Below are 20,663 nucleotides of genomic sequence, written 5' to 3' on the forward strand. Positions count from 1 at the left end.
TAATTAAGCGTCAACGGACTCTTCTGCCACTGTATTTGTAACAGTTTCAGCGAGTAATTCACCCATGCGAGTTGCATAACCGGGGATCAGTGATGAATTAAAGGTTACTTTATTTGGCTCAAATAAATTAATCACCGTTGAGCCCAGTTTAAATAGCCCCATTTCCTCACCTTTTTTCAAGAAAACAGCACCTTCAGAATCCAGCTCAGGGTAAACCCAACGTTTGATGACACCTTCACGCGTGGCGTTAACGCAACCGCTCCAAACCGTCTCGATACTACCAACGATGGTTGCACCTACAAGGATTTGTACCATTAGGCCGACAGGGGTGTCAAAGACACAAATCAAACGTTCATTTCGTGCAAACAGGTTGGGAACATTTTGTGCCGTTAATGGATTTACAGAGAATAAATCGCCTGGTACATAAATCATCTCTTTGAGTAAGCCATCACATGGCATGTGTACACGGTGATAGTCACTTGGGGAGAGGTAAGTGGTAATAAAGTCACCGCCACGAAAACGTTCTGCTAATTGGTATTGACCCGCAAGTAACGCTTCAACGGTGTAATGATGGCCTTTAGCTTGGAAGATAAGGTCATCATTTATTGGACCTAATTGGCTCACGGCACCGTCAGCAGGCTGAGCAAGTTGGTGCTCTTTTTCGACAATAGGGCGAGCGCCTTCTTTTAACAGACGGACAAAGAAATCATTAAAAGTGGCATAAGCCGTAAGCTCGCTTTTTTGTGCTTCATTCATGTTCACTTTATAGACTTTTGCGAACAGTTTAATTGCCCATTGCGTCATGAAACCCGCATTGCGACTTGCGAACCAGCCAGCAAATTCAGTAAGACATTGTTTTGGAAGCATATATTGCAAGCGAATTTTAATTTTATCTAGCACGTTAACCTCTGATTTTTAAAGGTATGTTAGCAAAAGGGCGGTTATTGTACACAGTTTACTCGTCATATTTCAAACGGTCGCGTAACTGACTAACCGTGATTAAATTATTTAGAGCGAGTTTAGTGTTAGTTAGGTATTTTGTAAGTACTCACTAACATTATTTCTCTTTTGCCATAAAATTGCCACGAGGCTTGATTTGCTCCATGCTTTCTAAAATGCGATGGTAGTTTTCAAAACGTGATTCCGCAATTTTATTTGCTTCTACGGCTTCACGTAACAGGCAACCAGGATCATCCAAATGTTTACAGTCACGGAATTTACAGCCACCAAGGTAATCTTTAAATTCGACAAATCCTTTGGTCACTTGTTCCGTGGTTAAATGCCACAAACCAAACTCACGCACACCAGGGGAGTCAATCACATCACCTCCCAATGGGAAATGATATAAGCGGGCTGTCGTTGTTGTGTGTTGCCCCAGCCCTGAGTTGTCTGAAACGTCATTGACTAAAATGGCTTCTTCATTGTGTGGAAGCAATGCGTTTAATAAACTGGATTTACCCACACCAGACTGCCCAACAAACACGGACACTTTACCTGCTAGCGCGTTAGTAAGCGCTTCCATGCCTTCATTGGTATGGCTTGAAACTTCGAGAACTTGATAGCCAATATCACTATAAATCGTCATCAAATCGCTTACCCACTCGCGGTTTTCGTCGTCGAGTAAGTCGACTTTATTAAGAACGATAACAGGCTTAATCCCCGTGGTTTCACAGGCAACCAAATAACGGTCAATAATATTCAGCGAAAGCTCAGGTAAAATAGCGGAAACCACAACAATTTGGTCAATATTAGCGGCAATCGGTTTCAAGCCATCATAATAATCGGGACGAGTCAGAACAGAGTGGCGTTCATGAACAGCTTCAACAATGCCATTTACTTTGATATCGCTTTGTGTGTTCAGGGCAGGCCGCCACACCACATTATCCCCTGTAACGAGGGAAGAAATGGTTCTGCGTAAGTTACAGCGCTGGATAGTCCCGTCACTTGCTTGAATATCAGCATGTTGCCCAAAACGGCTGATGACTAAGCCTTCTTGTGCTTCACCTAATTGGCTATCATCGATCTCAACGTTTTTTTGCTTTTTGAGTCTTTTTTGATGATTTTCTTGAACTCGGCGCTGTTGGCCTTTCGAAAGTTTCTGTTTAGCCACCTGTCCTCTCTTTACTGTGGGCGGTATTTTAGGGTTACTCACGCCTGTCACTGATGGCATGAAGAGTGCTATCATACCTTAACTTCATAGAATGCGGTTAGGGTATATCATGCAAAAGAATGAGAATAATTTAATTTGGATCGATTTAGAAATGACAGGGCTCGATCCTGTTCGTGATCGTATTATTGAAATAGCGACCATTGTAACAGATAGTCATCTTAATATTTTAGCAGAAGGCCCTGTCATTGCAGTACACCAAACGGATGAACAACTCGCTTTAATGGATGAGTGGAATGTAAACACCCATACCAACAGCGGTTTAGTTGAACGTGTACGCAAAAGTACCGTAAGTGAGCGTGAAGCTGAGTTAGCCACGATTGAATTTTTAGAGCAATGGGTTCCACAGGGGGCATCACCCATTTGTGGAAACAGTGTTGGGCAAGATAGGCGTTTTCTATTCAACTATATGCCTGAATTAGAAAGCTATTTCCATTATCGCTATCTTGATGTCAGCACACTAAAAGAGCTCGCTCGTCGCTGGAAACCTGAAATTTTAGCGGGTTTTTCGAAGAAAAATACCCACCAAGCTCTTGATGATATTCGTGAATCAGTGGCTGAATTAGCTTATTACCGGGAAACATTTATTAAAGAATAAATGATTCGTTATGAAAGTCGCCATTGGCGACTTTCATTCGCGGTTTTTTCTCAATAAGTTAACAATGTTAACGTATTGAAATCAGTTTATTACAACGGGTGTCGATAAAATCATCATTGTGATTGTTTTGTCGGCAAACGGATAAAAAAATAAAAATTTTGAGCGCAAGGGCTTGCTAGTATCTGAATTTTTCGTATAATGCGCTCCCCGTACCGATGAAGTTTTTGTGATTGAGTCGGCACGTGAAACATCCAGAAATGTGATGCGGGAATAGCTCAGTTGGTAGAGCACGACCTTGCCAAGGTCGGGGTCGCGAGTTCGAGTCTCGTTTCCCGCTCCAAATTTTCTTGATGTTTTAGCTAAAGCACTATTTTCGTGATGCGGGAATAGCTCAGTTGGTAGAGCACGACCTTGCCAAGGTCGGGGTCGCGAGTTCGAGTCTCGTTTCCCGCTCCAAACTTTCTTAGTGTTTTAGTGAAAGAACAGTACCCACCAAATGCGGGAATAGCTCAGTTGGTAGAGCACGACCTTGCCAAGGTCGGGGTCGCGAGTTCGAGTCTCGTTTCCCGCTCCAATATTTTCTTTATCTCTTAACTTTTTTCTTAATTAAATCTCACATAATATCCATTTATCTCACTTTTATTAAGTGAAATCACGTAGTGCATACGAACTGCGCTTGTTCACTATTTTATTCCTTGAACACTAGGATCTAAAAGGTTTTTGCGATCTTTTTTGGATCATATCCAGATTTGTGCTTGCATTCACTTTCGGGGCACAATAGAATAGCCACCCCTTAGCAATAGGGTGTTTTACTTCCATCTCTAAGATGAAAACACGAAGTTTAAACAATAAACAAAAATATGCTTTTTTATTTACTTCGAGTATTTTTTCATTTTAACCTTGCTTTTTGGTCACTTTTGTATTGCTAGTTAACGTAAAATCAGTGTTTTTCTTTTCAACGAGACATTAGAAAGTTATCCACAGCTAACTCAATCAACCTGCGCTTTTATCGCGATTTGAAATAACTTATTACACAGAGTTATCCACAGGCTAATTAATAAATTTCTGTTGTGCTAATTAATTCTAGCGTTTAAGTTGCATTATTGTAACTTATTGATTTTATTGTTTTGTGGGTTATTTTGTCAAAATGAGGCTAGCGTAGCTTGCAAATTCTTTACCTATTGTCAGCTAAGCATTTTTTATTTTATTCACATTGATTTGACAATTCTTGATTTCAGATATATGGCAGGCTTTTTTCTAGGCGTCTCTCGGTAAACCTTTGTTAATAGCTCGTACAAGACGTTTTTGTTGCGAAGTTTGGATTGTAACTTGGTTTGCATTGCGTCGGTTAAGCTGTTGTTGTATAGACCATTGGAAGTGTTCATCCAACATAGCGTTAATTCCAAGCCGGTTTTGTAATGCGATAACAATGCTATCTTGATAAGGTGCGTTGCCTAGCGCGACACTGATATTTCTTAACCACTTAATATAGCCAATGCGGCGGATCGCCGAGCCTTCGGTCACTTTCAAAAAGGTTTTTTCGTCCCATGAGAACAAGTCAAGCAGTTCTGGTGTATGCAACGCCTTTCTTGGGCTAAAATCGTCTTCATTCGTAAGTTGAGAAAAACGGTTCCATGGGCAAATGAGCTGGCAGTCATCACAACCGTAAATCCGATTTCCCATTAGCGGGCGAAATTCTTCAGGGATAGCACTATCTAGCTCGATGGTGAGATAAGAAATACAGCGCCTTGCATCGACGGTGTAAGGTTCAACAATCGCACCGGTTGGGCAGGTTGTCATGCAAGCAACACAGCGGCCACAATCTTCTTCGATAGGTTTATCGACAGGAACGGGTAAATTAATCAATAATTCACCAAGGAAGAACCAAGATCCTGCTTCACGATTTAAAACTAATGAATGTTTTCCTGTCCATCCTAAGCCCGCTTTTACCGCAAGAGGACGCTCTAAGATTGGAGCAGAATCGACAAAAGGTCGAAAATTAAGATCATCGATGGTGGTACCATCGGCCAGTATCATTCCATTAAATTCACGACAATAGTCTACAACACGATCTGAAAGTTGTTTTAGGCGTTTTTTTAACAGCTTGTGATAGTCTCGCCCTAGTGCATAGCGGCTGATATAACCTAATTCAGGGTTATTTAGTGTACTGGCAAATGCGGCTTTAGCTGGCAAGTAATTCATGCGCACGCTAATGACACGTAACGTGCCTGGATGCAGTTCGTGGGGTCTGGCTCGCATCATCCCATGGCGGCTCATCCATTCCATCTCGCCATGAAATTGTTTATCTAGCCACGCTTGTAATTTGGGCTCTTCCGCAGACAGGTCAGTATCGCAGATCCCGACTTGTTGGAAACCTGCTTCAATGCCCCATTGTTTAATATTCTGAGCGAGAAGATCGAGATCGAGGTATCTTGCCATCGGATCCTATATTGATAAAGAGTAAAACGGCAGGCACTCTATCATGACCTGCGTTGTTCATCAAAAGGGATGAAAAAATGCCTTCAGTATTGAGAGCAATTATAGGATATTTCTGAACTCATCATTTAGATAATGTTAATTAAGAAAAAAGCCCCATCTTAGGTTAAGATAAGCGGTAATATTGATGTTTGTTGATATCTCTTTATGCATTTTGAACAGCAATATAAACTATGCATTTAAAGGATAAACAGGCGACACAGTCTATTAATGACATAAAAAAGAACAATATGAAAGAACGTACAATACAACTTGCCAATGAAGCGCAAACTGTTGCGTTAGGTAATGCTATCGCTAAGGCTTGCCATCAAGGTACAGTTATTCATTTATATGGTGATCTCGGCGCAGGGAAAACGACCTTTAGCCGAGGCTTCTTGCAAGCACTGGGCCATCAAGGTCACGTAAAAAGCCCAACTTACACCTTGGTTGAACCCTATGAATTAGCAGATCGCCAAGTTTTCCACTTTGATCTCTATCGGTTAGCTGATCCTGAAGAACTTGAATTTATGGGAATTCGTGACTATTTTTCTGGAAATTCGATCTGTTTGGTCGAATGGCCGCAACAAGGTAAAGGTTTTTTACCTGAAGCGGATCTTGAGCTCCATCTGACCTATCAAGGCGAAGGGCGTCAGGCTCACTTTGTTGCTTTTTCTGCCAATGGGGAGTCGTTGTTAGAAGCATTACCCCTACTCTAAGGAAGCTATTGCTCATGTTGAATGCATCAATGCACAGAATAACAAAAAAGGGTTTTTTTACTGTTTTCGTCTTGTTTATGGTATCAGTCATGTGGCTGTTTGCTGCAAAAGCGCACGCGGCAACATTATCAAATATTCAAGTTAATAACAGCCCATCACAAGCAGAAGTGGTGTTAAGCTTTATTGATGGTAAGCCCGATTACTCCTATTTTCCATTGCATTCACCTGAGCGCCTTGTTGTTGATATCAAACAGCGAGGTGAGATCATTGGTTTACCCCTTAAAGTTCCTGCGGGAGACCTCGTAAAATTAGTACGAGCGAGCCAACCTTCTGATAACCAACACAAACGCTTAGTTTTGGAGTTATCCCGAGTAGCAAAAGCGAAAGCGGTACTTAAACAAGTTTCAGGTGAATATCAGTTGGTATTAACGATATCGACTGGGAGTTCATCCAGTTCTACCTCTTTTAATCGAACCAATAATACGGTTAAACCAGCAGTAAATAGCACTCAAGATAAACCGTTGAAGATGAGTGAGTCTGCACCTGTTGCGACACCTACACCGACTAAATATAAGAGTATGCCAAAAGGCAGTAAGCAGGTTGTCATTGCCATCGATGCAGGTCACGGTGGTAAAGACCCGGGTGCGATAGGTAAGAATGGTTATAAAGAAAAGGATGTGACTTTTAGCGTTGCACGTAAATTATACCAACGTCTTGAAGCCGACCCAATGTTTAAGCCTGCGATGACACGTGACGGTGATTATTTTATTTCTGTTAGTGGTCGTTCTGATGTGGCACGTAAGAAAGGGGCGAATATGTTGGTGTCTATTCACGCTGACTCGGCCCCGAATAGCAGCGCACGCGGAGCATCAGTATGGGTTTTGTCTAATCGACGTGCAAATAGTGAACTGGGTAGTTGGCTAGAACAACGTGAAAAACAATCGGAATTATTAGGTGGGGCGGGTGATGCACTGAGTGGCGCGGACCCTTACTTAAGCCAAGCTGTTTTAGATTTACAATTCGGTCATTCTCAGCGTGTGGGGTACGATGTTGCAGTTAAAGTGATCGAACAGCTGCGAAAAGTCGGTAATATTCACAAAAGAACCCCTGAACATGCAAGTCTAGGTGTATTGCGTTCTCCTGATATCCCATCGATTTTAGTGGAAACAGGGTTTATTAGTAATACCGCGGAAGAGCAGTTGCTAAAATCTAATGAATTCCAAGACAAAGTTGCAGAAGCGATTCATTTAGGATTGCGTCAATATTTCTTGGCAAATCCAATACAAGCGGCGCCACAATAAGGGGGAGACATGGCAATACATATTCTCTCCCCACAACTTGCCAACCAAATCGCAGCAGGCGAGGTGGTTGAAAGGCCTGCGTCAGTGGTTAAAGAGCTCGTAGAAAACAGTCTTGATGCAGGGGCAACGCGTATTGATATCGATATTGAACGTGGCGGAGAAAAACTGATCCGCATTCGTGATAATGGCTGTGGAATCAGTAAAGATGAACTGATTCTGGCTTTAGCTCGCCATGCGACCAGTAAAATTGCCACATTGGATGACCTTGAAGCCATTATGAGTATGGGGTTTCGCGGTGAAGCACTCGCGAGTATCAGTTCTGTTTCACGTTTAACGTTGACATCAAAGCCCGCAGACCAGACAGAAGCATGGCAATCCTATGCCGAAGGTCGGGATATGGATGTGATGGTTAAACCTGCTGCCCACCCCAACGGCACAACAGTTGAGGTATTAGATTTATTCTATAATACGCCAGCTCGCCGTAAATTTATGCGCACAGAAAAAACCGAGTTTGGGCACATTGATGAAATTGTTCGCCGAATTGCGCTTTCTCGCCCTGATGTGGCTATCAACCTGACTCACAATGGCAAATTGGTAAAACAATATCGTGCCGCCCATGATGAGGCGCAGCAAGAAAGGCGGCTTGGCACGATTTGTGGAACAGGCTTCATACAAGGCGCTTTAGCGTTGTCTTGGGAACATAGCGATCTTGCAATCAAAGGGTGGGTCGTTTCTCCATCAATGACGTCGGGTAGTGAAACACAATATTGCTATGTTAATGGCCGTATGATGCGTGACCGCCTGATTAATCATGCTATTCGCCAAGCTTATGAAGGGCATTTAGACGAAAACCAGCAGCCTGCTTATGTTTTGTATCTGACCATTGACCCAAAACAAGTTGATGTTAACGTACACCCAGCAAAACATGAGGTTCGTTTTCACCAAGCTCGTCTGGTACATGATTTTATTTATCAAGCGGTACGAACAGTATTATTAGAAGCCGCATCTATCGATGAGCTTCCGGGTATTGAACCAGTAAATGCAGAGCTGGAAAATCGGCCTTCTGCGGGGGAAAACTATTTTTCTTCTCCTAGCGTGGCTCCTAAGCAATTTAAGACAGAAAACCATACGCGAATCGAAAATACCGCTCAAGAGTCTAAGACATCGAATAAACAAGCTAGTCACTTAATGGACAATGCGGTAAATCACGCCTTCTCTTCGCCGAAATCAACGTCAGGTTTTTCAGAAAATGTACCAGCAAAAGCGTTTGGTTCAACTTATGACAAAAAAGCCGGTGAACTGTATCAGAGCTTAATGTCTATTCCTGTTGCCCCTGAAGATAAAAAACCGCTTTTTCCTGAACGTAACCCAATCAGTTCACCGCAAATATCCTCACAACCTGTAGCAAAAAATGCGGATAACTACCTTTTTGGCAAAGTATTGACAATTTACGCAAAAAACTTTGCATTAATTGAGTCTTCGTTAGGGCTAATCCTGTTATCCTTAACGGAAGCTAATTATTTATTGAAATTGTCACAGTTATCACCGAGTGGTGGAGCCTTAAAGCCCCAACCATTATTAATACCTCTAAAAGTGTCACTTAAAAATGATGAAATAGAGGTTTTACAGCGGTACAAGGAACAATTGACAATATTTGGTATCGAAGCCACGATATTACATGGAAAAGTCACAATTCATACGGTATCGTTACCATTAAGAACACAAAATTTATCACAGCTTTTTTCTGAATTACTCGGTTTTTTATCGGGAAAAGAAAGTGTAACTGACGAAGAGATAGCACAATGGCTTGCTAAAGCTGTTTCACAGGTTAAAACAGAAGAAAGTTGGAGTTTAGCACAGGCTATTCAGTTGCTGGCAGATGTTGAGCGGGTGTGTCCGCAGTGGGTGAAAAATCCCCCACCAACATTATTACAATTAATTAATTTACAATCCGTGGTAGCTACACTAACAAATGAGTGATTTAGCAACTCAAAAAAAACCTGATGCAATATTCCTAATGGGTCCAACGGCCTCAGGTAAAACCGCTTTGGCGATAGAACTTCGCAAGCATTTGCCTGTGGAAATTATTAGTGTCGATTCGGCATTAATTTACCGAGGGATGAATATCGGCACAGCAAAACCAACAGCAGAAGAACTCAGCCAAGCTCCCCATCGTCTGATTGATATTCTCGATCCGTCTCTACCATACAGTGCTGCTGATTTCCGCCATGACGCATTAAATGCCATGGCCGAAATTACTTCGCAAGGTAAAATTCCATTATTAGTTGGCGGCACAATGTTGTATTTTAAAGCTTTGTTAGAAGGACTTTCGCCACTTCCTTCAGCGGATCCAACTGTGCGTGCTGAAATTGAACACATTGCGAAAGAGCAAGGGTGGGGGGAAATTCATCGCCGTCTTACTGAGGTTGACCCAGTTGCAGCTGCAAGGATCCACCCTAACGATCCACAAAGATTATCCCGTGCTTTAGAGGTATATCTCATTTCGGGACAAACTTTGACTGAAATGATACAAACAGCCGGGGAAGAATTGCCTTATAATGTGTTTCAGTTTGCTATTGCGCCACAAGATCGTAAAATTTTACATGAGCGCATAGAACAACGTTTTCATCTGATGATAGCGGCGGGCTTTGAAGAAGAAGTTCGCAAATTGCATCAACGAAATGATTTACATGTTGATCTCCCTTCAATTCGTTGTGTGGGGTATCGGCAAATGTGGTCATATTTGGATGGTGAAATTAGCCATGATGATATGATTTATCGGGGAATTTGTGCAACTCGCCAATTGGCAAAACGTCAAATTACCTGGTTAAGAGGCTGGGAGAATGTTCATTGGCTAGATAGTGAACAACCACAGCAAGCGCTTAGCACCGTTATGCAGGTTATGCGTGCATAGGACTGATGTTTGTGTACAATTAGAACGTTAAGCGCAATTTTTGAGTAGTTACTTTTTGGAATCTAAAAGATTCTCTTTTAAAAACAACAAAATAAGGAAAACATAGAATGGCTAAGGGGCAATCTTTGCAAGATCCGTTCCTGAACGCATTACGTCGTGAAAGGGTTCCGGTCTCTATTTATCTCGTTAATGGCATCAAATTGCAGGGGCAAATTGAGTCTTTTGACCAATTTGTTATTTTATTAAAAAATACAGTTAGCCAGATGGTTTATAAGCATGCTATCTCGACTGTTGTCCCTGCTCGCCCTGTTTCTCATCATAGCGGTACTACTGGTAGCACAGGTAATGGTAATTACCAGTCAGGTAACCCAGCAGCGCAAGATGGCGAAGTAACTGAGTAAGTTTGTACGCTAAAAGACAAGGAAAGCATGGGTAGGGAGACTGTACCTGTGTTTTTCCTTTGCAATAATTGTTTAGCCTAAGAGGTTACACCTTGTTTGATAGGTATGAAGGCGGTGAACTAGCTGTATTGGTCCATGTCTTTTTTTCTCAAGAGAAAGACGTTGATAATCTAGCGGAATTTGAGTCACTTGTGACATCTGCTGGCGTGAAACCAGTACAAATAGTCACGGGCAGTCGTAAAGCTCCTCATCCAAAGTTTTTTGTTGGGGAAGGTAAAGCAGAAGAAATTGCCCAAGCTGTTGAGGAAAGTGGTGCAGATGTGGTGCTGTTTAATCATACTCTAAGCCCTGCTCAAGAACGTAATCTCGAAAGGATTTGCCAATGTAAGGTGGTTGACCGTACAGGGGTAATTTTAGATATTTTTGCTCAACGCGCACGTACACACGAAGGTAAGCTTCAAGTTGAATTAGCTCAGTTAAGGCATTTATCGACTCGCTTAGTGAGGGGATGGACGCACCTAGAGCGACAAAAAGGCGGGATTGGCTTACGAGGTCCCGGTGAAACTCAACTTGAAACCGACCGCCGGCTATTAAGGGATAAAATTAAACAAATTTTATCTCGTCTTAGTCGGGTGGAAAAACAGCGTGAACAAGGACGTCAAGCGAGAAGTAAGGCCGATATCCCGACCATTTCGCTTGTCGGTTATACCAATGCTGGTAAGTCAAGCTTGTTTAACCGCATGACGGCCGCTGATGTTTATGCTGCTGACCAGTTATTTGCAACACTTGACCCAACGCTTCGTCGTATTGATGTAGAAGATGTGGGTGTTGTAGTGCTTGCAGATACTGTGGGTTTTATTCGTCATTTACCTCATGATTTGGTTGCTGCTTTTAAAGCAACCCTGCAAGAAACACGTGAAGCAACGTTATTGCTACATGTTATTGATGCAGCTGATAATCGCTTGGATGAGAATATTCATGCAGTTGAAAGCGTATTAGAAGAGATCGAAGCGGATGAAATACCAACACTTTTAGTGATGAACAAAGTCGATATGCTGGAGGGGTTTGTCCCGCGTATTGACAGAGATGAGGATAACAAGCCGGTTCGTGTCTGGGTTTCAGCACAAACGGGCGATGGTATCCCATTGTTGCTGCAGGCATTGACGGAACGTCTTTCAGGTGAAATCGCACATGTTGAATTGCGTTTACCGCCGAATGAAGGTCGTTTACGTAGCCGTTTCTATCAACTTCAGTCAATCGAACGTGAATGGCTGGAAGAGGACGGCTCAATTGGCCTTGAGGTGCGTATGCCAATGGTGGATTGGCGACGTCTGTGCAAACAAGAGCAGCAATTACCTGACTACGTTATTTAGTTGCTTTGGTTTTTATAATGCTTTGGCCATTAATAATATAGTTAGGCAATGGAATTGATATTAAGAGCCCTATCGCTCTTAGCCCTGAAAATCAATCATAAAGAATGGAGCTAAAACATGGCGTGGAATCAGCCCGGTAATGACGGACAAGACCGCGATCCGTGGGGAAGCGGCAATAAAGGCGGCAACTCTGGCGGGAACAAAGGTGGTCGAAAACGTGGGGCTTATGATCTCGACGATCTCTTTCGTAAACTAGGCAGCAAGCTTGGTGGAAACAAAGGCGGCGGTGGTGATGGTGATAATAAACAACCATCACAAATCAGCGGCCGTTTAGGTATGTTAGCTCTTGCTGCTATCGTTGTTGTATGGGCAGGTTCTGGCTTCTACACCATCAAAGAAAGTGACCGTGGCGTAGTATTGCGTTTTGGTGAATACAGTGGTGTTGTTGGGCCTGGTTTGAACTGGAAACCAACCTTCATTGATAGGGTCATCCCTGTCAACGTGGAAACTGTGCGTGAGCAAGCGACAAATGGCATGATGTTAACGTCAGATGAAAACGTGATCCGCGTTGAAATGAACGTCCAGTATCGTGTTACAGATCCTGCACAATATTTATTTAGTGTCACAAACCCAGACAATAGCCTGCGTCAGGCGCTAGATAGTGCTGTGCGTGGTGTAATTGGTCAATCTGCAATGGAGCAAGTATTGACTACGAATCGTGCTTTTATCCGTGATGTTACACAAAAAGAGCTCGAAGCAACAATTGCGCCATACAAGATGGGGATCACCCTGCTTGACGTCAACTTCCAAGCGGCTCGTCCACCTGAAGATGTTAAAGCAGCGTTTGATGATGTAATTGCAGCAAGGGAAGAAGAACAAAAAACCATTCGTGAAGCACATGCTTATCGAAACGAAGTTCTTCCTCTGGCAAAAGGTAATGCACAACGCTTAATTGAAGAAGCTGAAGCTTATAAAGCTAGTGTGGTCTTCAAAGCAGAGGGTGAGGTGGCAAGCTTTGCAAAAATGTTGCCTGAATATCGTGCTGCACCTGAGATTACCCGTGAGCGTCTGTATATCGAAACGATGGAACGCGTATTAGGTAATACACGTAAAGTAATTGCAAATGATAAGAGCAACAGCATGTTAGTGCTGCCGCTTGATCAAATCATGCGTGGCGCTAATACGAACGCGACGTCAGCACCGAAAGTCAGTCCATCAGCCAGAATGGCGACGCCAAATAATAACGCGTCATCTAATGGCGCAACATCCGCTCAGCCAAACAGTGCTGTTCGTGGTGATGCAGTTAGAGTAGGGAGACAATAATCATGCGTAAATCGCTAATTGTTATCGTTCTGGCCATTTTGGCAGTTGCATACGCATCCATCTTTATTGTTCCTCAAACTGATCGTGGCATTGTCTTACGTTTTGGTAAGGTTCTGCGTGATTCTGAAAACAAGCCGATCATTTATGAGCCGGGTCTGCATTTCAAAGTTCCATTTATTGAAACTGTGAAAATGTTGGATGCACGTATTCAGACTCTTGAAATTCAAGCCGACCGCTATCTGACAAGTGAGAACAAAGACTTAATGGTGGACTCCTACCTGAAATGGCGTGTGACTGATTTCAGCCGCTACTATGTAGCGACGGGGGGCGGTAACCCATTCCAAGCGGAAACCCTATTAAAACGTAAATTTAGTGACCGTTTACGTTCTGAGTTTGGTCGCTTAAGCGTGAAAGATATCATTACTGACTCACGTGGTCGTTTGACTATCGATGTCCGTGATGCCTTGAACAAAGGTACTGCAACCGACGACGCGACCAAAGAAGCGGATGCAGCGATTGCAGATGCCGCAAAACGTGTTGAAGAAGAAACGAACCTGAAGCCACTGGTTGTGAATGCAAACAGTATGGCGGCGTTAGGTATTGAAGTTGTTGACGTGCGTATTAAACGTATCGAACTGCCAAACGAAGTTTCTGAGGCTATCTATGCGCGTATGCGTGCAGAGCGTGAAGCAGTTGCACGTCAGCACCGTTCACAAGGTCAAGAAGAAGCAACGAAAATCCGCGCTGTTGCAGATAAAACAGTAACAGAAACGTTGGCTGAAGCTGAACGTACCGCGCTGACTTACCGAGGTGAAGGTGATGCAATGGCAACAAAACTGTTTGCTGATGCATTTAACCAAGACCCAGAGTTCTATGCGTTTATTCGTAGCTTACGTGCTTATGAACAGAGCTTTAAGAGTGGTGACGACGTGATGGTCATGAGTCCAGACACTGACTTCTTCCGCTTTATGAAGGCGCCAACTAAGCTTCGCGCGACAGATTAATAACAAGTTAAGTTGCGTGCAACCTAGCAAAATAACTGTTAATCTATTAAAGAAAAGCCCGCTTCGGTGGGCTTTTTTTCGCCTGTCGTTTTAAGTGTAGGATTTTTCAGGGAAAATTTGAGCTGCTCAACTGATGGCATTCATTTTGAGTTTACGGCAGAAATAAAAAATACCATTTTACTTGCTTTCCAGAAAAAAATTTTTGTATTGCCAAAATATCACTGGAACAGTTCATTTTTGATGGTAGAATTCATTTTTAAGCAACCGAGTGTATTTCAAAATGGGTAAGAACGTTGTCGTACTGGGCACCCAATGGGGTGACGAAGGGAAGGGCAAGATCGTTGACTTGCTGACAGAGCGTGCTAAATACGTAGTTCGCTATCAGGGCGGCCATAATGCTGGCCATACTCTTGTTGTAAACGGTGAAAAAACCGTTCTCCACTTAATTCCATCCGGTATTCTTCGTGAAAATGTCATCAGTATTATTGCTAATGGCGTCGTTTTAGCGCCAGACGCATTAATGAAAGAGATGAAAGAATTGGAAGACCGCGGTGTTCCTGTTCGGGAACGTTTACGTCTTTCTGAAGCATGCCCACTGATCCTGCCTTATCATATCGCACTAGATAATGCGCGTGAAAAAGCACGTGGTTCCAAAGCGATTGGAACAACAGGTCGTGGTATTGGTCCTGCTTATGAAGATAAAGTTGCTCGTCGTGGTTTACGCGTTGGTGATTTATTCGATAAAGCAACGTTCGCAGAAAAATTAAAAGAAATCGTTGAATACCATAACTTCCAACTTGTTCATTACTATAAAGAACCTGCTGTAGATTACCAAAAAACGTTAGATGATATCATGGCTGTGGCTGATATCCTGACTGGCATGGTCATTGATGTTTCTGATCTGCTCTATAAAGCAAGTCAGAAGAATGAATTCGTGATGTTTGAAGGCGCACAAGGGACATTATTAGATATCGACCACGGTACGTATCCTTATGTAACCTCTTCAAATACGACTGCTGGCGGTGTGGCGACAGGTTCTGGCTTAGGTCCTCGTTATGTCAACTACGTATTGGGTATCATCAAAGCTTACTCAACACGTGTTGGTGCAGGTCCATTCCCAACTGAACTGTTTGACGAAGTGGGTGAATTCCTGCGTGAAAAAGGCCAAGAATTTGGTGCAACTACTGGCCGTAAACGTCGTACTGGTTGGTTAGATATCGTTGCGATCAATCGAGCAGTGCAAATTAACTCACTGTCAGGTTTCTGCATGACTAAACTGGATGTTTTAGACGGTTTAGAAGAAGTTAAAATTTGCGTAGGTTACCGTCGTCCAGATGGCAAAGTGCTTGAAACAACCCCTTTAGCTGCAGATGAGTGGGATGGTTTAGAGCCAGTTTATGAATCAATGCCAGGTTGGAAAGAAACGACTTTTGGTGTGAAACAAAGAGAATTATTGCCACAGGCCGCTCTGGATTACATCAAACGCGTTGAAGAACTAACGGGTATTCCAGTTGATATTATTTCAACGGGCCCAGATCGTTCAGAAACCATGGTTCTACGTGACCCGTTTGACGTATAGCCTAATGGCTGATTAGGTACTGCTAGTAGCCTGCTCATAGTATGTATTAGCAAGTATTTTAATTAGATGAAAAAACACCGATTTGTTCGGTGTTTTTTGTTATAGGCTAATGGTATTTTAAATTAGCGATATCACTTCCTGCTGGGTGTTGATAAATTCGTAGCTTAAAGTAGTTGGCAGATGCATTAACATACTCAAAAATTTCGGATTGAACCTCTTCATAATCAACCCAAGTGGTTGAGCGTGTAAAACAATAAATTTCAACAGGTAATCCATTTGGTGTCGGTGGCATTGTTCGTATCACCAAATACATATCCGTTCTGACATCGCCACGCAGCTTTATCCAATTCAGAATGTATTTTCTAAACAGCTGTAGGTTAGTGACACCATTATTTATCATCCATTCATTTATATCCTCAATTTCACTTCGTTCTTCTAACATGCTTTCTATGCTTTGACGTAAGGGAGGGGTATTTTTTAATTCATTAAAGAGATCTTCTGTCGCAAAGGAAATTGACGATTGATCAATATAAAAGCTACGTTTGATGCGGCGGCCTCCTGAGGAAAACATGGGCTGCCAGTTGGTATATTTTTCAGTCAAAAAATCTTTAGTTGGAATGCGTGAAATGGTGTTATCCCAATTTCTAACCGTAATAGTATGTAGCGCGATATCGATGACTTCACCACTGATATTACTGCTTGGGAGCTCAATCCAATCATACAGTTTTAACACTTTTCCATTTGATACTAATATATTGGCTACAAACGATAATAGCGTGTGCTGAAATACAAACATTAATACTGCAGCGATAGCACCGAAGCTGGAAATAATAATGATCGGGGACTGTTCGGTCATCAGCGCAATAATTAAGATAAAGGAAATTATCCAAACAATAATTTTCGCTATTTCGATATAGCCTTTTATCGAATTATTACGATGTAATATTTTTTTTGACTGACGGATAATAAACACATCTAAGCCATCGTTTACTAATGCGGCAACATTAATAATAATCAGTGCCCAACAGATAGTTTTAAACGTAATGTTTACTTCATCAGAAAGGGAAGGCAGCATCTGGTTGATATAAAGTACAAGCGTTACCGCGACGATCGATGCAATTTTTCGAGCGATGCCATCAATTAACTCATCGTCACTTAAATTCGTGAATAATGGTAATAACCTTCTCGCAACCCGTAAAAAAATGACTTTTCCTACAAACCACGTTAATAGCAATATGATGACTAGAAAAGAGGCCATTAAGAAAGTGTTTTCTGATATATCATTATATATTTCAATGATTTGTTCCATATTCCCCTAAGTCACCTCTTTATGATACTGGCTCTTTATTGTATAGCGAATCAAATAAAAAGATTTGATGTTAAAAGTGATAAGTCAGTGGCTATTTCTTTATAAACCTTTTTAAACAGTATAGATAAAGAGGAGTAAGCTCAAGAAACACGAGTCGCCAAAAAATATGTGCTATTATGTGTTCGATTGTTCTTTGATATTATTTGTTGTAAATGTATAGCAGAAAGGTTGAGCAATAAATACCCTATAACGGTAACAGGTCATTTGGTTACTCCATGATAGAACTGCTTTTTCTTTGTAGAGTAGATAAGCTAAACGCTAATAAAATGCTATCTTGTGATGTCAAATTGAGGCGAAATTAGTCTCAGTAAATTTCACTATCTTGTTCCTAAATATTGGCCTAAGACAAAAAGATAGAAAGTAATTTGTCTATAATTTGAGATTATTAAGACAGATATGATGAGATAGCGATTGGCTTAGCCAAAAAATTTTGAGGTGATTGTGCAGCTAACAAGTTTTACAGACTATGGATTACGTGCGTTGATCTATTTGGCATCTCTCCCAGAAGGGAAAATGACCAGTATCACAGAAGTCACTGAAGTTTATGGTGTCTCTCGTAATCATATGGTTAAGATTATTAATCAGCTCAGTCATCTTGGTTATATTAAAGCCACTCGAGGCAAAAATGGCGGGATCACACTAGGCCAACCAGCAGAATCTATCCGTATAGGGGATGTCGTTAGATCACTAGAGCCCCTAACCCTTGTTAATTGTAGTGGCGAGTTTTGCCACATTACACCTGCGTGTCGTTTAAAAGGTGTGCTACACCAAGCAATACAGCAGTTTTTACAAGAACTTGATCAATACACGCTGGCGGACATGGTGAAAGACAACAGCCCGCTCTATCAACTACTGCTCGATTAGCATTTGCGGTAGTTATGAATTCTGATGACAACGGAGGTAACGATGTCACAAGATCCTTTTCAGGAAAGAGAAGCAGAAAAATACGAGTCCCCAATTCCAAGTCGAGAATATATTCTTGATCTTATCTCAAAACGTACAGCGCCTGCCAATCGCGAAGAAATCGCACAGTTATTAAATTTATCGACAGAAGATGAATTAGAAGCCTTACGCCGTCGACTAAGAGCGATGGAACGTGATGGGCAATTAGTTTTTACTCGCCGTCAGTGTTATGCATTACCGGAGCGTTTAGATTTATTAAAAGGGAAAGTCATTGGCCACCGTGATGGCTACGGCTTCCTGCGCGTCGATGGTAAAAAAGAAGATTACTATTTATCTCAAGATGAAATGAAACGCGCCCTGCATGGCGATGTTATTCTTGCGCAACCTTATGGGCAAGATCGTAAAGGACGTACAGAAGTTCGGGTTGTTCGTGTATTAGAACCACGGAATAACCAAATTGTTGGTCGCTATTTTATCGAATCGGGTATGGGGTTTGTCGTACCGGATGATAGCCGTTTAAGCTTTGATATTTTGATCCCAAAAGACCGCATTTGTGGCGCTCGCATGGGGAATGTTGTAGTTGTAGAGTTAGTGACTCGTCCACAGCGTCGTTCTCAAGCGGTGGGGAATATCATTGAAGTATTAGGCGAAACCATGGGAACGGGTATGGCGGTTGAAATCGCTTTACGTACTCATGAAATCCCACATTCATGGCCACCACAGGTTGAAAAGCAAGTCGCTGACCTGAGTGAGCATGTCCCTGAGTCTGCGAAAAAAGGGCGTATGGATTTACGCGATCTACCATTGGTAACTATCGATGGTGAAGATGCTCGCGACTTTGATGATGCCGTTCACTGCGCACCGAAAAAAGGTGGGGGATGGCGCTTATGGGTTGCGATTGCAGATGTAAGCTATTATGTTCGCCAGCAAACGGCACTGGATACAGAAGCCCGTAGCCGTGGTAACTCGGTATATTTCCCATCTCAAGTTGTTCCTATGCTACCGGAAGTCCTATCGAACGGCCTGTGCTCACTTAACCCAGGTGTTGACCGCCTATGTATGGTATGTGAAATGACGGTGTCGGCTTCCGGGAAGCTTTCTTCATATAAGTTTTATGAAGCGGTTATGAATTCGCATGCAAGGTTAACCTATACAAAAGTATGGAAAATCTTGGAAGGAGACGAAGAACTGCGTGAGCACTATAAAACATTAGTGCCACATATTGAGCATTTGCATCAATTATATAAAGCACTTGATGCTGCACGTATTGAACGTGGTGCGATTTCTTTTGAATCCGAAGAAGCGAAATTTATTTTTAACGCAGAACGCCGTATTGAAAGTATCGAACCTGTAGAGCGAAATGATGCACATAAATTGATTGAAGAATGCATGATTTTAGCTAACATTGCAGCGGCTCGGTTTGTTGAGAAAAACGAAGAGCCTGCGTTGTACCGTGTGCATGACCGCCCTAAAGAAGAAAGCGTGATGAATTTACGCTCAGTATTCAGTGAATTAGGCCTGACTCTGCCGGGCGGAATGAAGCCAGAACCAAAAGATTATGCGCAAGTCATGAATGAAGTGGCTGAACGCCCCGATCATGAATTACTGCAAACTATGATTTTACGTTCGATGAAGCAAGCGATTTATGATCCTGAAAACCGCGGTCACTTTGGTTTAGGCTTGAAATCGTATGCTCACTTTACATCGCCAATTCGTCGTTACCCTGACCTGACGTTACACCGTGGAATAAAATATTTGCTGGCTAAAGAGCATGGCCATGGAGATAAGCGCTGGACAGAAACCGGTGGTTGGCATTCAGACATGGACAGCATGTTACAGCTGGGTGAGCACTGTTCAATGACTGAACGCCGTGCTGATGAAGCGACGCGTGATGTGGCTGACTGGCTGAAATGTGATTTTATGCAAGACCAAGTTGGCCAAACCTTTACAGGTTTAATTACCAGTGTGACCGGTTTTGGCTTCTTTGTGCGCCTTAATGATTTATTTATTGATGGTTTAGTGCATATTTCAACGTTGGATAATGACTACTACCGTTATGATGCAGTTGGTCAGCGTTTAATTGGTGAATCATCAGGTACGACTTACCGTCTTGGTGATGAAGTTGAAATTCGCGTTGAAGCGGTGCATATGGATGAGCGCACCATTGATTTCGCATTAATTTCAACCACCCGTAAAGCGAAAAACCCAGGCAAAACTGCTCGGGACAAAATGAAGCAAGAAGTAAAAAATGCGACACGTTCTGCTCGTCGAAAATCCGATGTGAGCAAAGATAAAAACTTCGAGCCTGATTCTGCATTTCGTCGTTCCGAGAAAAAAGGAAAAAAAGCCGAGGCCAAATCAGAGGCGAAAGGAAAAGGCAAAAAGCCCTCTGATAAAACGCGTAAAATTACAGCAAAATTAAAAGCTAAACGCGTTGCAAAAAAATCCCAAAAACAAGAGGGATAATGTTTTTGCTGTAGTTATTAACCATAGTGATTAACCAAAGTGGCGTTAATACGCCACTTTACTATTTATATTAA

General features: G+C 42.3%; 16 protein-coding genes and 3 tRNA genes. 15 read left to right on the plus strand and 4 right to left on the minus strand.

The annotated features are described in order from the left end of the window. Positions 1–3 precede the first annotated feature (3 nt). A complete protein-coding gene (gene asd / locus PSF42_RS11065) occupies positions 4–900 on the minus strand; it encodes an archaetidylserine decarboxylase (protein WP_213913386.1) in 897 nt (298 codons plus the stop codon). A gap of 157 nt (positions 901–1,057) precedes the next feature. Then, positions 1,058–2,110 carry a small ribosomal subunit biogenesis GTPase RsgA gene (gene rsgA, locus PSF42_RS11070; RefSeq protein WP_272680053.1) on the minus strand — a complete coding sequence of 351 codons (1,053 nt, stop codon included), beginning with the start codon at positions 2,108–2,110 and terminating at the stop codon, positions 1,058–1,060. A 109-nt stretch (positions 2,111–2,219) separates the two neighbouring features. Between rsgA and orn the strand changes: the two genes are divergently transcribed. The 4 genes from orn (at position 2,220) to PSF42_RS11090 (ending at position 3,339) form a co-directional block, all read left to right on the plus strand. Further along, positions 2,220–2,765 carry an oligoribonuclease gene (gene orn / locus PSF42_RS11075; RefSeq protein ID WP_213913385.1) on the plus strand — a complete coding sequence of 182 codons (546 nt, stop codon included), beginning with the start codon at positions 2,220–2,222 and terminating at the stop codon, positions 2,763–2,765. Positions 2,766–3,029: 264 nt separating this feature from the next. Continuing rightward, positions 3,030–3,105 (plus strand) — tRNA-Gly (locus PSF42_RS11080). Between the two features lie 40 nt (positions 3,106–3,145). Next, positions 3,146–3,221: transfer RNA gene (locus tag PSF42_RS11085), tRNA-Gly, on the plus strand. Positions 3,222–3,263: 42 nt separating this feature from the next. Further along, positions 3,264–3,339: transfer RNA gene (locus PSF42_RS11090), tRNA-Gly, on the plus strand. A gap of 683 nt (positions 3,340–4,022) precedes the next feature. Here the strand turns inward: PSF42_RS11090 and queG are convergent. Then, positions 4,023–5,204 carry a tRNA epoxyqueuosine(34) reductase QueG gene (queG, locus tag PSF42_RS11095; protein ID WP_272680025.1) on the minus strand — a complete coding sequence of 394 codons (1,182 nt, stop codon included), beginning with the start codon at positions 5,202–5,204 and terminating at the stop codon, positions 4,023–4,025. A 287-nt stretch (positions 5,205–5,491) separates the two neighbouring features. Between queG and tsaE the strand changes: the two genes are divergently transcribed. The 9 genes from tsaE to PSF42_RS11140 all read left to right on the plus strand — a co-directional run bounded on the left by tsaE (position 5,492) and on the right by PSF42_RS11140 (position 15,851). Beyond that, a complete protein-coding gene (gene tsaE, locus PSF42_RS11100) occupies positions 5,492–5,956 on the plus strand; it encodes a tRNA (adenosine(37)-N6)-threonylcarbamoyltransferase complex ATPase subunit type 1 TsaE (RefSeq protein WP_125890711.1) in 465 nt (154 codons plus the stop codon). A gap of 14 nt (positions 5,957–5,970) precedes the next feature. Further along, complete coding sequence (gene amiB, locus PSF42_RS11105; protein WP_272680026.1) at positions 5,971–7,257, plus strand: N-acetylmuramoyl-L-alanine amidase AmiB; 1,287 nt, start codon at positions 5,971–5,973, stop codon at positions 7,255–7,257. Positions 7,258–7,266: 9 nt separating this feature from the next. Next, positions 7,267–9,237, plus strand: coding sequence for a DNA mismatch repair endonuclease MutL (gene mutL, locus PSF42_RS11110; protein ID WP_125890709.1), 1,971 nt, complete (start codon positions 7,267–7,269; stop codon positions 9,235–9,237). Next, positions 9,230–10,171: a tRNA (adenosine(37)-N6)-dimethylallyltransferase MiaA gene (miaA, locus tag PSF42_RS11115; protein WP_125890708.1), complete on the plus strand. Its 942-nt coding sequence runs from the start codon at positions 9,230–9,232 to the stop codon at positions 10,169–10,171. The genes mutL and miaA overlap by 8 nt, the downstream gene beginning before the upstream one ends. Positions 10,172–10,278: 107 nt before the next feature. Next, complete coding sequence (gene hfq / locus PSF42_RS11120; RefSeq protein WP_102138247.1) at positions 10,279–10,572, plus strand: RNA chaperone Hfq; 294 nt, start codon at positions 10,279–10,281, stop codon at positions 10,570–10,572. Between the two features lie 92 nt (positions 10,573–10,664). Further along, positions 10,665–11,945, plus strand: coding sequence for a ribosome rescue GTPase HflX (hflX, locus tag PSF42_RS11125; protein WP_213913383.1), 1,281 nt, complete (start codon positions 10,665–10,667; stop codon positions 11,943–11,945). A 117-nt stretch (positions 11,946–12,062) separates the two neighbouring features. Beyond that, positions 12,063–13,268 carry an FtsH protease activity modulator HflK gene (gene hflK, locus PSF42_RS11130; RefSeq protein ID WP_125890706.1) on the plus strand — a complete coding sequence of 402 codons (1,206 nt, stop codon included), beginning with the start codon at positions 12,063–12,065 and terminating at the stop codon, positions 13,266–13,268. Between the two features lie 2 nt (positions 13,269–13,270). Further along, on the plus strand, positions 13,271–14,272 hold the full coding sequence (gene hflC, locus PSF42_RS11135) for a protease modulator HflC (RefSeq protein WP_109912137.1): 1,002 nt from the start codon (positions 13,271–13,273) through the stop codon (positions 14,270–14,272). A 280-nt stretch (positions 14,273–14,552) separates the two neighbouring features. Beyond that, positions 14,553–15,851 carry an adenylosuccinate synthase gene (locus PSF42_RS11140; RefSeq protein ID WP_125890705.1) on the plus strand — a complete coding sequence of 433 codons (1,299 nt, stop codon included), beginning with the start codon at positions 14,553–14,555 and terminating at the stop codon, positions 15,849–15,851. A 106-nt stretch (positions 15,852–15,957) separates the two neighbouring features. Here PSF42_RS11140 and PSF42_RS11145 read toward each other — a convergent pair whose 3' ends face one another. Beyond that, complete coding sequence (locus tag PSF42_RS11145; RefSeq protein ID WP_272680027.1) at positions 15,958–17,160, minus strand: mechanosensitive ion channel family protein; 1,203 nt, start codon at positions 17,158–17,160, stop codon at positions 15,958–15,960. Between the two features lie 501 nt (positions 17,161–17,661). On the opposite strand from PSF42_RS11145, the gene nsrR reads away from it, so the two are divergent. Both nsrR and rnr read left to right on the plus strand, forming a co-directional pair. After that, positions 17,662–18,084 carry a nitric oxide-sensing transcriptional repressor NsrR gene (gene nsrR / locus PSF42_RS11150; protein ID WP_125890703.1) on the plus strand — a complete coding sequence of 141 codons (423 nt, stop codon included), beginning with the start codon at positions 17,662–17,664 and terminating at the stop codon, positions 18,082–18,084. A 42-nt stretch (positions 18,085–18,126) separates the two neighbouring features. Continuing rightward, positions 18,127–20,589, plus strand: a complete 2,463-nt coding sequence (gene rnr, locus PSF42_RS11155) for a ribonuclease R (RefSeq protein ID WP_272680028.1) — start codon at positions 18,127–18,129, stop codon at positions 20,587–20,589. Positions 20,590–20,663 lie beyond the last annotated feature (74 nt).

The organism is Providencia sp. PROV032 (assembly GCF_028484875.1).
Taxonomy (GTDB): Bacteria; Pseudomonadota; Gammaproteobacteria; order Enterobacterales; family Enterobacteriaceae; genus Providencia; species Providencia rettgeri_E.